Genomic DNA, 15,929 nt, shown 5'->3' on the forward strand with positions numbered 1-15,929 from the left:
CACATGTTTAATATCAAGAATTTAAGTTGGGTAAGGCGTGTGCTTTAGCGCAAATTTAGCTTGATATCCTAATTGCAAACATATGCCAGTTGGCAAGGCATTGAAGTCAAGCAAAGCGCTTTAAATGATTAGACATGGTTTAGTGGGCCAGTGCGGATTTATGTTTTTCACGCCATTCAGAAGGGCTCATCCCGAACCAATGTTTAAAATTACGACTGAAAATTGAAAGCTCTGCATAGCCGAGCTGTAGCGCCAGATCGGTTAAACTGACATTGCCCGAATCGATCATGCGAACCGCTTCTTTTTTTCGAACATTTTCCAGTAAGTCTCGGTAAGTTGTCCCTTGCATTTTCAAGTGCCGCTGTAATTTTTTCGGATGCATACCCATACACAGGGCAATGTTTTCGATACTACAGTCACCCGTTGCCATGAGCATACGCACTGAGCTTTCAATTAAAGCGGTATCATCATCACCTTTGGTACTGCTCTGGTTTTCAAGTTGTTGCACAATCAGTTGATCAACCAGATCTTCATTAAAGGCATAGGGCTTATGGGTTAAAAAACTGGCAGGGAAATACAGTGCATCTTCATCCGTTTCGAACTGTACCTCACAACCAAAATGCGCAGTAAATACTCTAGGCTGCTTAGGCGCATGTTGTTTGAGGCGAATTTTTTCAGCGTGCCAGACAGGTCCAATTAAATCTTTAAGGATATTAGCGACAAGGCAGATGGCCAGTTGGGATTTTTGAGGGACATCGGTGTTGTATTCACTCAGGCGAACAAAAGTCAGTTTACACAGTTGCGCATTGACTTGGGAAACGTTAAAAACAATGCCTTCAGCATGTAGATAGACATATTTTTGCGCCACGCTTAATGCATCCAAAATGGTTGCTTGTCGGGACATATACACGCCAATTAAACCAATCGTGCTAATATTTTGTGATGCACCCAGTTTTAAACCAAAACATTCTTCTTGGCAGCGAATAGCAGCATTTTCTAATAAACTTAAATAATGGTCATAATGAATAAAAGAATCTGGATCACGCAGTAAAGAAGGCAAAATCCCGACTTGTTTTAATATTTCGATAGGATTAATTCCATAGCTACGCACCAATTCTTCGAACCCACCTAGGCTGGCTGCACGAATATAACTTGCCATGACAAGATTCCTTTTGTCCTAAAAGATCAAGTTAGTGTCCTAAAAAGTCAAGCTTAATGCAAGTAATTTGATAAAGTAGGATAAGAGATTCCCCCCATCTAGGCATAAAAGAATTATTGAATTGCCGTTTTAGCTGTTAAAAGGAAAGTCTATGCAACTTACAGTACAGTCTCATATCGAGCAAACCATGATCGAACAGACCCTACAAGACTGCTTCCAATTGCAGCGCACGAGTTTTCATCAACAAGGAATTGAAAGCAATGCGCAAAGAAAGCAGCATTTACTCAATTTAAAAGCCATGATTAATAATCATCGTGAAGCGATTGTTGAAGCCTTAAATCGGGACTATGGCAATCGTTCACGTCATGAAACTTTACTGGCAGAAATTATTACAGCAACCGATGATATTAATAGCAGCATCAAACATTTGAACCAATGGACCAAGGTACAAAAGCGTAAGGTCGATCACAGCATGTACTTCGGTGCCAAGAACCGTTTGATTCCACAACCTTTAGGCGTGATTGGCATCATTGTGCCGTGGAATTTCCCAATCAATTTGATGTTCTCGCAATTGTCCGCGGTGTTTGCCGCGGGGAATACGGCTATGGTCAAAATGTCGGAAAATTCACGACATTTGGCAGCACTGTTAATTGAAATCTGTCCTAAATATTTTGCCAAAGAGAAACTGCAAATTTTTGATGAAACAGGTGATGTGGGGATCGCATTTTCCAAATTACCCTTTGATCACTTGATGTTTACAGGTTCTGGCGCAACAGGACGAAAAGTTATGGCAGCCGCAGCGCAGAACTTAACCCCTGTAACTTTGGAGTTAGGTGGTAAATCTCCCGCGGTGATTGACCCTGAATATCCGATGGAAAAAGCAGTTGAACGGATTATGTTTGTAAAGCAGTTTAATGCTGGGCAAATTTGTACCAATGTCGATTATCTGTTCGTACATGAATCGAAGTTAGAGGAACTGATTCAAACCGCCACGGCTTGGGTCAAAGCACATGTGCCAGATATCAATAGTAAAGATTACACCTCGGTGATTGATGATCGTGCTTATCAGCGTTTAATTCATAGTCTTGCAGATGCTGAAGCGAAAGGGGCAACTTTGGTTAATTTGAATCAACAAGAGCCTGATGCTGCAACCCGTAAAATTCCGTTGACTTTAGTTTTGAATAGTCATGATGGAATGGAAATTGATACCCGTGAAACCTTTGGTCCAATTCTAATGGTGAAAACTTATCAAAGCCCAGAACAGGTGGTGGATTACATAGTACAGCGTGATCGACCATTGGCATTTTATCCATTTAGCCACAACAAAAAATTAGTTGAGTTCTACATCAGCCGCATCATGTCGGGTGGGGTATCGGTGAATGATGCGTTATTTCATGTGGGACAGCATGATTTGCCATTTGGTGGCGTGGGTGCCAGTGGCATGGGGCACTATCACGGTTATGAAGGCTTTTTAACATTCTCGAAAATGCGTCCTGTGTTTTATCAGGCAGGGTTTTCAAGTTTGAAATTTTTGGCACCACCATATGGCAAATTCGCCACTTGGGTCCTGAATTTTTTATTACGTATGAAATCTTAAACTGTAAGTTTAAATGCTTAAAGATGACAGAGAGCTTCAAACGTCATACTTGAAGCTCAGGGGGTAAGTCATGTTTAAAAAAGGGAAAAAAGAGCTATTAAAGGAGTTAATAGAATGAGTAATCAACATTTTGACTTTGATCAGATTGTGATTGGTTCAGGTTTTGGTGGATCGGTCAGTGCTTTACGCTTAAGTGAAAAAGGCTATAAAGTCCTGATTTTGGAAAAAGGCTTACGCCGTGAAGATAAGGATTTTCCAACCACCAATTTAGATACCAAAAACTATTTGTGGCGACCTGAACTTGGATTCAGAGGCACGATGCAATTTACCTTCACCAGTAAAACCACCATTTTGCATGGGGTAGGCGTAGGGGGCGGCTCACAAATTTATGCTAATGTGCACTTAATTCCACCTGATGAGGTTTTTGAGTCCGAGGCGTGGACCAAAATTCGTAAAGACTGGAAAGATACCTTAAAGCCATTTTACGGTCTCGCTCAGCGTATGTTAGGTACAGCAAATAATACGTATACCAATATTGCAGACGACACTTTAAAAGCAGTTGCGAGTGACATTGGATATGCAAACTCCTTTAAAACGGTCAACACAGGAGTATTCTTTTCGCAAGCAGCTGGTCAGGAAGGTCAATTAGCGAAAGATCCGTATTTTAATGGCGATGGACCAGATCGTAACTCCTGTATTTATTGTGGTGCCTGTATGTTGGGGTGTCGTAGTAATGCGAAAAACACCTTGATGAAAAACTATTTATATTTTGCGGAGCGTAATGGCGTTGAAATACTTCCAAGTTCAGAAGTAATTAAAATTACCCCACTGAATGCAGATGGCAGTGAAGGATATGAAATCATTGTCAAAGAAACCCTTGGGAAACAAGTTCGTCAATATAGTTTGCGCAGTCGTGGGGTGGTATTGTCCGCAGGGGTGATGGGCACAGTGCCAATGCTATTAAAAATGCGGGATCAGCATAAGACTTTACCTAATATTTCTTCATTGTTGGGACAGGAAGTTCGGACGAATTCGGAAACCCTGACCACAGTAAACAATACCGGTAAAAAACTGGATGATGGCGTGGCAATCAGTTCCTTTATTTCGGTTGATGCAGATACCAATATTGAAGTCACGCGTTTTCCTGAAGGTGCAGATGCTTCATGGATATATATTCCATACGTGCCTATGGTGACTGGTCAGGGCTTTATGCGCTTTATGAAGTTTGTGTTCAATACACTGTTGCATCCCTTAAAAACATTTAAAGTACTTCGTTATAAGGGGAAAGCCAAAGACTCTATCATTTTATTGGTAATGCAAAAGTCGGAAGCATTTATTCATTTTGAATGGCGTAGAAAGTGGTATCGACTGTTCAAAAATAGTATTACTGCCGTGCAAAAAGAAGGGGACACGCCACTTACGGTTTCATTCCCAGCGGCTGAAGAAGCCACTAAAATGATTGCACAAAAGTTGGGTGGAGAACCAGGTTCTGCACTCACTGAAATTTTACTGGGAACGCCAACGACAGCGCATATTATGAGTGGTGTCCCGATGGGCAATGACAAGTCGAATGGCGTTGTGGATTTTACTGGGCAAGTCTTTGGTTATCAAAATTTACGTGTATTAGATGGTTCTATTGTGCCAGGTAATTTGGGGGTGAACCCATCTTTAACCATTACTGCATTATCTGAATTTGCGATGAGCCAAATTCCAGTCTTTTCTGAAGAAAAAGCCTCGAAGATTAAGCGTATTCAGTTTAGTCAGCCGCTAGATGGACAAGTCTCGGAATTAAAAGGCACAGGTGACTTAGCCAATGCATTAGCTCAAGCTTAATTGACTTTATGAATTGACTCATGACTGGATTATCAGTTGTGGGTCAATGCATTGTTTTACTGATAGATTTTGTAGTGTATTGGTAATGAAAAAAAGCTGAATCTGCATTGCAATAAATGACATCTACATGAATTTAAAAAATAATAATCTAAGGTTTTAGAGTTTATATATTTTTATAAAATATAAATATTTAAAGTGTCTGCATTTTAACTATCTTGTATCACCTTTATCTATATTTAAGTCTTAGTAGAATTCCATAATCAATAGTCTAAAAGATAACAATTTTCAGTTAGATTTTTATATCTTATGTTTTAATATATTGTTTTGTATCTTAAGTTTCATTTAAGTAGATGTAAATTGTATAAGTATCTAAATATTAATAATATAATTTATTTCTGTGACTGGTGTTGTCACGAAATTGTCATAAAGATTTAAGTAATTTTTAAGTTTCAAAACTTATTTTTAAATGAATCAATTTATGGCGAGATGACTATGACTACATTCATCTTTGGGAAAAATTTTTCAACTACATTCAGTGGTCTGAACTATTATAAAAATCATAAAATTTATGAAAATTCTGTATTAAAACTAGAATATTTGAATGAAGTACACGACCAAAAAACTTACCGAGTTGTGTCTCATCAAAAAAATATGATGCTGCACATTCATGCTGCGAAAGAAGATCAAGCCGAGCGCAAACAGGTAGAAGCTTTTATCAGTACCAAGTATCAGGAAATGCACAAAGCCACCTTGTCACATTTTTCTTCCACTTTATTTGTGGGGGAATTTAAGCATCAAACTCAAGTGGCGATTGGTATTGAGACCCTGAAATCTCATCAGGCATTTTTGGAACAGTATCTGGTACAGCCGATTGAACAAACCCTGAAAAAAATGATTCAGCGTGATGTAGCACGCGAAAAGATTGTTGAAATTGGCAACCTTGCCTCTCAGAACATGGAATACGCCAAAATGATCGTGGCATTTTTGGTGTTCTATCTCACGGTAGCAGAAGTGGAGTGGGCAGTGTGTACGGGCACGATCGCCGTGCGTTATGTGCTACAGCAAATGGGGCTGCATTTTCAAGTTCTTGAGAAAGCAAACCCTGAAGTACTGGGTGAAGCGCAAAAACAATGGGGTAACTACTACCAGCAAAAACCTTTGGTGTTGGCGATTAATGTTGCAGATGCTTTAGCTGTGACTCAACAACATTATGATTTTAAGATTAATCATGCTGCAATCAGTGGGTGAAGGGTATGAATCAACTGTTCAATGTCATTGCCGCATACGCGAAGCAAAGCCCTAAACGTGAAGCGATAGTGACTGAAGCGCGCAGCGTCACTTATGCAGAGCTGGATCATGCGGTAGAACTTTTAAGCAAAGAACTTGTTCAGTTAAAGACGCAGAAACTCGCGATCTGGGGCATGAACAGTATTGATTGGGTGTTGATTGATTTAGCCGCTAAAAAGGCAGGGATTACCGTGATCCCAATTCCTTTATTTTTTAGTGCGCAACAGATTTTACATTTACTCCAAGACAGTGCGGTCGATACGATTTTTATGGCGGATGTCAATCTCACCATTTCAGCGTATCACCTTGATTGTGTGGCACAAAATCATACATGGTTGCATAGCTTGAGTGAGCAAGGGCGTATTCAACAGTTGTTGGCTGCCGAACAGGCTATAGGCACGTTTATCCGTTTAAATGTCGCTGCATCCGCGATAACAGATTCCGTAATACCTGCAAAGATTACCTATACCTCAGGCAGTACGGGCACGCCCAAAGGGGTATGTTTGGCGGAAGCAACCATTCAATCGATTACTGAATCCCTGAGCTCAGCATTACAGTCCAGCCAGTTGGGACGACATTTATGTCTAATTCCATTTGCGACCTTACTGGAAAATATTGCAGGCATTTATGTTGCGTTGAATATGGGACGTTCAATTGTAGTAGGCAATGTCAGCCAGTTTGGACTGGTGTCAAATCATGAGTTTAAGGTGGAACACTTTGCAGCAACCGTGCAGCAGTATCAGATTCAGAGCGTGATTTTATTGCCACAAATGCTCAAAGCAATGGTGGAATATATTCAGCAATGTGGTGCTCAAGCTTTTACAAGTTTGAAGTTCATTGCAGTTGGCGGTGGCAAGGTATCAACCGATTTGCTGTTGCAGTCACTACAGTTGAACTTACCCGTTTATGAAGGTTATGGACTTTCAGAATGTGCTTCTGTGGTCAGTCTGAATTTGCCCAATGCCAGAAAAATTGGCAGCGTTGGCAAGCCTTTGGCGCATGTGGATGTGAAAATTGCAGAAAATGGTGAAGTGGTCGTTCGTGGCAATGCCATGCAAGGCTATCTCAATCAAGAGGCCGTTGATCCGCTGATACATACAGGGGATGCAGGCTTCTTTGATGAAGAGGGTTATCTGTTTATTACGGGGCGGATTAAGCAAATTATTGTCAGCAGTTTTGGGCGCAATATCTCCCCTGAATGGGTGGAATCCAATGGTTCTAGTGAGCCAGAAATCAACCAAATTGCGATTTTTGGTGAAGCACAACCTTATCTTTCTGCCGTAATTTATGCCAAAGACAATGTCTCGAATGGCATGTTGCAGCAAGCGGTACAAAAAGCCAATGATCGCATGCCTGACTATGCCCAAATTAAGCAATGGTATCGATCTACCGAGCCATTTTCACTGAATAATCAGATGCTAACCGATAACGGGAAATTGAGACGCAACGAAATTAAAAAGCACTTTGGGCAGTATTTATCGCTTCATTAAGCTGTCGTTCAGCAACGTAAGCGATAGTCGTAATAAGACCTGAAGATTTAATTTCAAAGCATAAAATTTCACTAAATAGTGAGTAAAGATATGAATATTGAACAATCCGTATTTGACCTTGAACATAGCCACAGCTATCCAGTTTCAAATCATGCAGAAATCAAGCATACCTTGCGTGAACAGGGTTGGATTCTTCTCAGACATCAAGATTATGACGTGCAACGTTTTAGTGAGTTCATGACTGCTTTATGCCAAAAGCTGACTTATGACCCTGCTCGGGAAAATATCACGCAACAATCCCAAAAAGTGGATGCAGGCACTCAGGCAGTAGGACTGCATATTGAAAATGGCACCACGCCTTTGCCGCCCGATATTATTGCCTTTTTTAGTGAAGTCAGTGCATCTCAAGGTTCACAAACCACAGTGTGTGATGGGCATGCGGTATATAACAGCTTATCTGAGCCGTTAAAACAAAAATTTGCAGCGCCGATGACCATTAGTCGTTATTTGCCGAAACAGATTTGGCAGAAATATGTGGCAACTGCTTTCAATATTGTTCAAGCCGATACCGTGACTTGGGAAGATTTGAACAAGTTTATTCAGATGATCCCAGGACAAGCGATTTGTCCTGCACATGAGGGCGGGGTGGAATATCATCTGCAAATGAACATGATTCGCCATGATAATTTGAAAGGTGTGCCTGCATTTGCCAATACCATTTTAGGACCATCCTACAATTATCAAAAACCCAAATTCACTTTTGCAGATGGCAGTGAAATTAGTCAGGAACTGATTACTGAACTGGCGGAACTTTGCGAACAGCATACACAAGAAATTGACTGGCAAGATGGTGATGTGGCGATTATCGACAACAAACGTTTGATGCATGGTCGACGTGAAATTTTAGTGCCACTTGAGCAGCGTAAACTCTATATCAGTATGGGTTTAGGATTGAACGAAACATTTTAAGCACTCAGTCTGAATAAAATGAGAAGGAATAGGGTTATGTCAAATTTAACTGCGGTGATTGTGGGGGCAACAGGTGGTATTGGTAAAGCCATCGTTGAAAACTTATGTAAAAACAATGTGAATGTGGTGCTGGTAGCACGTAATCCTGAAGCATTGCAGACCATGCAGACTGAACTGAAAAGACAGTTTCCGCAGCTGCAACTGCAAAGCCTGTGTTGTGATTTGAGCGATGCCGAGAGTCGTGAGCAATTTATCCAAGCATTAACGCAGCAAAATATTCGCATCAATTATTATATTAACAATGCAGGAGTGAATGATTTTTCTTTGTTCAGCCATCAATCCAGTGGAGCCATTGAACAGATGATGCTGATTAACGTGGTTTATCCATTGCAATTGATTCAGCAGATTATTCCTTTGATGTCTAAAACAGCACCGAGCCAAATTATTAATATGGGCTCGACTTTTGGCAGCATTGGTTACCCCGGTTATGTCAGTTACTGTGCCAGTAAATTTGCCTTACGCGGTGCAACCGAAGCTTTGGCACGTGAATATTCAAATTCAACGATTCAGTTTAAATATTTCTCGCCACGGGCAACCGATACGGCCATGAACAGTCCGGTGGTGGTAGAAATGAATGCCAAACTGGGTGTGAAAATGGACAGTCCTGCTTTTGTGGCTGAAGAGCTGTATCAATTTATGCAAAACGACAAGTTGTACTATCAAGTGGGCTATCCTGAAAAAATCTTTGTTAAAGTGAATCAGGTACTTCCGAATGTGGTATCGAATTCGATTCAAAAGGACATTGATAAAATTCAGCGTTTTGCAGAGTTGAATCATCCCAAAATCACCACGGTTTCATAAATAGTGCTGTAGTAATAGGACAGCTATATTTTGGCAAGTAAGAGCCTTAAGGGGTTTGTAACAACTGATTGAGTTTATTTGGCATTCCTGAATATTGGCGGCTTAGGAGACATTGTGATGCTCGATAGTGTCAACGCTGAAAATGCATGTGGAGTTCTACATCGTCTAGTGTCTTTTTAGTTCTTGAAATCTGAACTTTCATAAAGTCTGAAGGTATTGCTCCATACAATTTATGGATCGGTTTGCGCAACTCAGCCATGTAAAAAGTAAAATAACGGAATTGTAATTTTCAAGTCATGCTCCTGTTGGCAACACAGTTCTATTCTAAGATTAAGTTAACAGAGTAGGTATATTGAAATGAAAATGTTAAGCAAACTTATTTTGGTCTTATCATTTGCGCTAACTACTAGTTTAAGTTATGCCGATGGTGGTTTGATTTTCTTAGAGAAAAATCAAGAACGTAATGTAGCGGTACAAGCAAATGATGCTAACAGTAATTTAAAATGTTTCGATACCCAAAAAAGATCGTAAAAAGATGCGATCAATGATCTGGTTTCATGCACGACTATTACTTTAGCTGCGGTAAGCTGGAGAAATCGCATCTTCTGTCATCAGCGTGAAGTTAGTCATTGTTACAGGAAAAACGTATTCACTTAAGTATCTCAAGAGTTGAGTAAGTGCAGAATAAATGGTCAAAATTCACAAGTTGTAGGCTAAGGTGATTGTAAAAGCTGTTTTAGTTTATCTTGCTGACCAAAATAATTGGCAAACTCATCGGTAGTTCGGGCTCCGTTGAGCTTTGCCATTTGGTCATTATCAATCTCATGAGTTAATTGGCTTTGCCTCCTCATCTTTAACGATGATACTCATTTACGCGCTATGTCCTTTATTGTCATGTAGGCAAGGATTGGATTGATGAGCCAATAAAGTATAAACAACAACTGTATGTCTATCATAAGTCACTAAAGCACATTCTTATCCAGCATGAATATTGGGCTTAGATAAAAAATGAGTGATCTTTAGAGAGCTGTGCTTTTAAATTTTAAAGCACGAGAAGCATCGGACAGCGAGCGCTGTACCCGATGCTCAAAATTCAATTAGGATTTAGGTTGCAGACTTTCAATGGTTGATATGAAGTCGGTAAATTTCTCTCCCTGAATCACCACATGCGCTTTCAGTTGCGCTTCAGCCTGTTGTTCATCTCCAGCAAAAATGGCTTCTAAAATTGCGTTATGTTCTGAAAATGAATTGTTCATTCGGTTATTCACACGCAATTGCAAACGACGATACGGATGCAAACGCTTATGCAAGGTACAAGCTTGTTCAATTAAGAAGGCATTATGGCTGGCTTGGTAAATCGCAAAGTGAAATAAACGATTCGCTTCATAATAATTTTCTGAGTCATTTTGATTGAGATAGTCCTGACACAGCTGATGCAAGCGTTGTAATTCTAACTTTTCTTCAGGCTGAATGCGTCGTGCAGCTAGACGACCGCACATGGCTTCCAGTTCAGCCATCACTTCAAACATTTCACATAAAGTCAGTGGGTTAATGGTTGGAATAATTGCACCACGACGCGGGCGAATTTCCACCAAACCTTCTGCTGCGAGTAGTTTTAATGCCTCACGAATAGGCGTGCGAGAAGCGCCATAGCGTTCACACAGCTCTTGTTCATCGAGTTTGGTTCCCGGTAAGTAGAAACCGTAAATAATATCGTCCTCTAATTTTTTACTAATTTGAATAGAAAGAGGGAGTTCCGCAATAGAGTTCATACATCACCAAAAAATTGTATACAATTTATGTTTATTTGAGTACAAAGCATTGTACACTGAATACAGATAAGCTATAACTATACCAAATTATTAGAAGCACAGCATGATCCAGGGAGGATTCAGCGATGATTATTTACGGAACAGCCATACTGGCAGTCTGCCATCTACTCGGTGTTTATCTTGGAAATATTCTAGGTATGGCACTCGGCGTTAAAGCCAATGTTGGTGGTGTGGCAATTGCCATGATTTTACTCATTATTTCGAAGGAGCTTTTAGCAAAACGCGGACATTTGCCACAAGTCACTCAGTTCGGTGTGTTGTATTGGTCAGGGATGTACATTCCAATCGTAGTTGCCATGTCGGCAGGGCAGAACGTAGTTGCTGCTTTATCAGGCGGAATGTTGGGACTGATTGTCTCTGTCGCTTCACTCATTGGTACGGTTCTGGTGATTCGCTGGTTAAACAAATCTAGCGGTGATTATGCAACCTATGAATGGGCAACTGAAACAGCAGAAAAAGCAGTCTAATCGCCAGTCAGGCATGGATACAGAATAAAAACGGTTGGTCGGGTTACAAGGAAGAAACGTAATGGAAGAAATAGTCACAGTATTGACAAAAAATGCGCTGGTCACAGCGTTGGCAGTAACAGGGTTGATGATGTATGTCTCTCATCTTCTTTCAAAATATTTCACTAAAGGCAAACTTCAGAGTTCAGCAATTGCCATCACCATGGGCTTGGTCTTGGCTTACTTTGCTGGTGTATTCACTCAAGGTGAAAAAGGCATTTCTGACATCGCAATTTTTGGTGGATTTGCCTTACTCGGTGGAGCAATGCTACGTGACTTGGCGATTGCATCTACCGCATTTGAAGTCGATGTCAAAGAAGTCAAGAAAGCAGGCAAAGTTGGCATGATCGCGCTGCTGTTAGGCTGTGTGATTCCCTTTGTGATTGGTGCCATGGTGGCTTGGGTCATGGGCTATAGAGATCCAGCATCTATGACCACCATTGGTGCAGGTGCAATGACCTATATCGTGGGTCCAGTAACAGGAACAGCAGTGGGTGCAAGCTCAGAAGTCATCGCATTGTCGATTGCGATCGGTCTGATTAAATCAGTGTTCTTTATGGTTGGAACACCATTACTTGCAAAATTCATGTATTTAAAAAGCCCTCGTTCTGCCATGGTGTTTGGTGGTTTGGCAGGCACAACCAGTGGTACAGCGGCTGGATTGGCAGGTACAGATGTACGCTTAGTTCCTTATGGTGCTTTAGTTGCAACATTCTATACAGGTTTGGGGTGTTTACTCGCTCCATCGGTATTTTTCCTCACAATCAATGCCATTTTCGGTTAATCAAAGCATAAAGGTGTCAACATGAACCAAATGGTCAAAAAGCGCTTATGGGATAAGCAGCGTACACGTAGACAAGAGAAGCTTGATCTTGCGCAACAAAAAGGTTTTAGCAAACAAGTTGAACATGCGCGTGCAATTGAACTTTTAGAAACGGTCATTGCCAGCGGTGATCGGGTGTGTTTAGAAGGTAATAACCAGAAACAAGCAGATTTCCTTTCAAAATGCTTAAGTCAATGTAATCCGGATGCAGTGAATGACTTACACATTGTGCAATCTGTTTTGGCTTTACCAAGTCATATAGATGTATTTGAGAAAGGAATTGCCTCTAAAGTCGATTTCTCTTTTGCAGGTCCACAAAGTTTGCGTTTAGCACAGTTGGTTCAGCAGCAAAAAATTAGTATTGGTTCGATTCACACTTATTTAGAGCTATATGGTCGTTACTTTATCGACCTGACACCGAATGTATGTTTGATTACTGCACATGCGGCAGACCGTGAAGGCAATTTATATACGGGTCCAAACACGGAAGATACGCCTGCAATTATCGAAGCAACCGCCTTCAAGAGCGGCATTGTAATTGCTCAAGTGAATGAAATTGTGGATAAATTACCGCGCGTGGATGTACCTGCGGATTGGGTCGACTTTTATATTGAAAGTCCCAAGCACAACTACATAGAACCGCTTTTTACTCGTGATCCTGCTCAAATTACCGAAGTGCAAATTTTAATGGCAATGATGGTCATTAAAGGCATCTACGCACCGTATCAAATTAAGCGCCTGAACCACGGCATTGGTTTTGATACCGCTGCGATTGAATTGCTCCTCCCGACTTATGCGGCGTCTTTGGGGCTAAAGGGGCAGATTTGTACCAATTGGGCATTGAATCCGCATCCAACTCTAATTCCAGCGATTGAAAGTGGTTTTGTCGACTCTGTACATAGCTTCGGTTCAGAAGTCGGCATGGAAGACTATATTAAAGAACGTCCAGACGTGTTTTTTACAGGCAGTGATGGCAGCATGCGCTCGAATCGTGCCTTTAGCCAAACTGCGGGTTTATATGCCTGTGACTTGTTTATTGGTTCAACTTTACAGATTGATTTGCAAGGCAACAGTTCAACCGCAACCGTAGATCGTATCTCTGGTTTTGGTGGAGCGCCGAATATGGGTTCAGACCCGCATGGGCGCCGTCATGCCAGCTATGCGTACACCAAAGCTGGTCGTGAAGCTGTCGATGGCAAGCTGATTAAAGGTCGAAAGTTAGTTGTACAACTGGTCGAAACTTACCGTGAACATATGCATCCTGTTTTCGTTGAAGAATTAGATGCTTGGCAACTCCAAGACAAAATGGAAAGTGAACTGCCACCAATCATGATCTATGGTGAAGATGTGACCCATATTGTGACGGAAGAAGGCATTGCCAATTTACTGCTTTGTCGTACCGAAGAAGAGCGCGAACAAGCCATTCGTGGTGTTGCGGGATATACCCCAGTTGGTATGAAGCGTGATGCTGCCAAAGTCGAAGAATTACGCCAACGTGGCATTATTCAACGTCCAGAAGATTTAGGCATTGACCCGACACAGGTGAGCCGTGATTTGTTGGCAGCAAAATCAGTAAAAGATTTAGTTAAATGGTCGGGCGGTTTATACAGTCCTCCAAGTCGCTTCAGAAATTGGTGATTTACATGGAAAAGTTAAAATTTGAAATACAGTCAGTGCCTTTAACTGTCGAAAAAGCCCCTGTCATTTGTGGGGTAGTAGGTTCTGGAAATTTGGAAGTTCTGGTTTCTCAACATGATCAAGCCAACGTGTGCCAAGTGGAAGTCACCACTTCTGCAGTCGGTTTCCAGCATGTTTGGCAATCCGTTTTAAATGAGTTTGCCCAGCGTCATGCTGTGGCAGGGCTAAAATTCCAGTTGAATGATATGGGAGCGACTCCTGCGGTGGTGAATTTACGCCTGAGCCAAGCCATTTCTATGTTTAAGGGAGAATAAAACATGGATTTAGTGATGTTGAAAAACAGTTTTTATGAAAAAACGGCACGTGCGCGTATTCAGGCAGTGGTTGATAGCAACAGTTTTAAAGAAATCCTGAAGCCAACAGAAATTGAAGTCAGTCCGCATTTATCCGCTTTGGACATTCCGGGCAGCTTTGATGATGGTGTGATTATCGGCACAGCAGCAATTGATCAAACGCCTATCCACATTATTGCCCAAGAAGGACAATTCATGGGGGGGGCTGTAGGCGAAATCCATGGGGCGAAGATTGTCGGTTTGTTGCATAAAGCCATTCAGGATCAATCACAAGCGGTTGTGTTCTTCGTTGATTCTGGCGGTGTGCGTTTACATGAAGCCAATGCGGGTCTGATCGCAATTTCAGAAATTATGCGTGCTATGTTGCAAGTCCGACATGCGGGTATTCCAATTATCACAGTGATTGGCGGCACGTGTGGCGCATTTGGTGGTATGGGGATCAGTGCTTGCTTAAGCAGCACCATCATTATGACCGAAGAAGGGCGTCTTGCCTTATCAGGTCCAGAAGTCATTGAAACAGTAAAAGGTGTTGAAGAATTTGACTCGAAAGACCGTGCTTTAGTGTGGCGAGTGACTGGCGGTAAACATCGTTACTTACTGAATCATGCCCAAGTCTTGGTTGAAGATGATGTAGCTGATATCCGTGAAGCAATTTCGGTGCAATTGAATCAAACTGCTCCAATGCTTGATTTAGACCAATTACTGCAACAGCAACAACAACTTGAACAGCAACAGCAGCGCTGGTTTGGCAAAAATGATGGATTGCAAATTTGGCATGAAATGGGCATTGCTCATCCAGAACAAATCACGATGCTCTCTGCGCATGAAGTGACGTTGTTAAAGCAAGGATAAGCAGATGAATACAGAATTACTCTTAAAACAATTATTTCCTAAACAGTTAGATTACCAAATTAATGGTTATGTGATTAAAGGCAATGCTGAAACTGCAGCTGGTCCTGTGCGCATTTTAGGTACGGTGAATGCAGCGCCGATCAATCAGGAAATTGCGATTGAACTCGCAGCCGAAATTCTGCAATTGATTCAACAGCAAAACAAAACACCAGTGGTTTTTATTGTCGACACCCAAGGACAAGACCTTTCACGTGCCGATGAGTTGTTGTGCTTAAACCGAACTTTTGCGCATTTAGCGTCTTGTGTAGATCTACTACGTCGCAGTGGACATGCCAATTTAGCCATTATTTTTGGACAAGCGGTTAGTGGTGGATTCCTGTCTTATGGATTAATGGCAAATGAAGTTTATGCACTCAGTGATTCACAAGTCAAAGTGATGGATCTGAATGCGATGGCGCGTGTCACCAAAATTCCTGTAGAGAAATTGAAAGACCTATCGCAAAGTTCAGCCATCTTTGCACCAGGTGTTGAAAATTTCTACAAAATGGGCGCGATCAACGCGATCTGGCCAGATTTAGAGTCCGACTGGATTAGCCAAGCCCTTTTAAATCAGCAACAACAGCTCGAAAGCTATATCACTGACCAGCGCCGTGTTGTCGGCCAGCAACGCCAAGGTCGTCAGTTGTGTAACCAAGTGATCGAGAAAGTTGCACACAGTTAAGGAGGAAG

General features: G+C 41.5%; 15 protein-coding genes. 13 read left to right on the forward strand and 2 right to left on the reverse strand.

All coding sequences use genetic code 11. The features are described 5' to 3' along the window. Positions 1-139: 139 nt before the first annotated feature. On the reverse strand, positions 140-1,159 hold the full coding sequence (locus MKI85_RS11805) for an AraC family transcriptional regulator (RefSeq protein ID WP_241627925.1): 1,020 nt from the start codon (positions 1,157-1,159) through the stop codon (positions 140-142). 151 nt (positions 1,160-1,310) lie between these two features. On the opposite strand from MKI85_RS11805, the gene MKI85_RS11810 reads away from it, so the two are divergent. The 7 genes from MKI85_RS11810 to MKI85_RS11840 all read left to right on the forward strand — a co-directional run bounded on the left by MKI85_RS11810 (position 1,311) and on the right by MKI85_RS11840 (position 9,727). After that, complete coding sequence (locus MKI85_RS11810; protein ID WP_241627926.1) at positions 1,311-2,756, forward strand: coniferyl aldehyde dehydrogenase; 1,446 nt, start codon at positions 1,311-1,313, stop codon at positions 2,754-2,756. Positions 2,757-2,870: 114 nt separating this feature from the next. Then, on the forward strand, positions 2,871-4,589 hold the full coding sequence (locus MKI85_RS11815; protein WP_241627927.1) for a GMC family oxidoreductase: 1,719 nt from the start codon (positions 2,871-2,873) through the stop codon (positions 4,587-4,589). Positions 4,590-5,240: 651 nt separating this feature from the next. Further along, positions 5,241-5,837, forward strand: coding sequence for a thermostable hemolysin (locus MKI85_RS11820; protein ID WP_241627928.1), 597 nt, complete (start codon positions 5,241-5,243; stop codon positions 5,835-5,837). Between the two features lie 5 nt (positions 5,838-5,842). Then, complete coding sequence (locus MKI85_RS11825) at positions 5,843-7,366, forward strand: AMP-binding protein (RefSeq protein WP_241627929.1); 1,524 nt, start codon at positions 5,843-5,845, stop codon at positions 7,364-7,366. 90 nt (positions 7,367-7,456) lie between these two features. Next, positions 7,457-8,335, forward strand: coding sequence for a TauD/TfdA family dioxygenase (locus MKI85_RS11830; RefSeq protein WP_241627930.1), 879 nt, complete (start codon positions 7,457-7,459; stop codon positions 8,333-8,335). A 36-nt stretch (positions 8,336-8,371) separates the two neighbouring features. Continuing rightward, positions 8,372-9,196, forward strand: coding sequence for an SDR family oxidoreductase (locus tag MKI85_RS11835; RefSeq protein WP_241627931.1), 825 nt, complete (start codon positions 8,372-8,374; stop codon positions 9,194-9,196). 357 nt (positions 9,197-9,553) lie between these two features. After that, positions 9,554-9,727, forward strand: a complete 174-nt coding sequence (locus tag MKI85_RS11840; RefSeq protein WP_241627932.1) for a hypothetical protein — start codon at positions 9,554-9,556, stop codon at positions 9,725-9,727. 566 nt (positions 9,728-10,293) lie between these two features. Here MKI85_RS11840 and MKI85_RS11845 read toward each other — a convergent pair. Then, on the reverse strand, positions 10,294-10,968 hold the full coding sequence (locus tag MKI85_RS11845; protein ID WP_241627933.1) for a GntR family transcriptional regulator: 675 nt from the start codon (positions 10,966-10,968) through the stop codon (positions 10,294-10,296). Between the two features lie 125 nt (positions 10,969-11,093). Here MKI85_RS11845 and madL point away from each other — a divergent pair, with 125 nt between their 5' ends. From madL to mdcE, 6 genes are all read left to right on the forward strand, one after another. Further along, positions 11,094-11,495 carry a malonate transporter subunit MadL gene (gene madL / locus MKI85_RS11850; RefSeq protein ID WP_241627934.1) on the forward strand — a complete coding sequence of 134 codons (402 nt, stop codon included), beginning with the start codon at positions 11,094-11,096 and terminating at the stop codon, positions 11,493-11,495. Between the two features lie 61 nt (positions 11,496-11,556). Beyond that, positions 11,557-12,318: a malonate transporter subunit MadM gene (gene madM / locus MKI85_RS11855; RefSeq protein ID WP_241627935.1), complete on the forward strand. Its 762-nt coding sequence runs from the start codon at positions 11,557-11,559 to the stop codon at positions 12,316-12,318. Between the two features lie 21 nt (positions 12,319-12,339). Further along, complete coding sequence (mdcA, locus tag MKI85_RS11860; RefSeq protein WP_241627936.1) at positions 12,340-13,995, forward strand: malonate decarboxylase subunit alpha; 1,656 nt, start codon at positions 12,340-12,342, stop codon at positions 13,993-13,995. A 5-nt stretch (positions 13,996-14,000) separates the two neighbouring features. Beyond that, positions 14,001-14,309: a malonate decarboxylase acyl carrier protein gene (mdcC, locus tag MKI85_RS11865; RefSeq protein WP_241627937.1), complete on the forward strand. Its 309-nt coding sequence runs from the start codon at positions 14,001-14,003 to the stop codon at positions 14,307-14,309. A gap of 3 nt (positions 14,310-14,312) precedes the next feature. After that, on the forward strand, positions 14,313-15,200 hold the full coding sequence (locus tag MKI85_RS11870; protein WP_241627938.1) for a biotin-independent malonate decarboxylase subunit beta: 888 nt from the start codon (positions 14,313-14,315) through the stop codon (positions 15,198-15,200). A gap of 4 nt (positions 15,201-15,204) precedes the next feature. Beyond that, the gene (mdcE, locus tag MKI85_RS11875) at positions 15,205-15,921 is read left to right on the forward strand and encodes a biotin-independent malonate decarboxylase subunit gamma (RefSeq protein ID WP_241627939.1); all 717 of its coding nucleotides are present in this window, start codon (positions 15,205-15,207) and stop codon (positions 15,919-15,921) included. Positions 15,922-15,929 lie beyond the last annotated feature (8 nt).

The sequence above is a fragment of the Acinetobacter zhairuonensis genome (genome assembly GCF_022601715.1).
Classification (GTDB): Bacteria; Pseudomonadota; Gammaproteobacteria; order Pseudomonadales; family Moraxellaceae; genus Acinetobacter.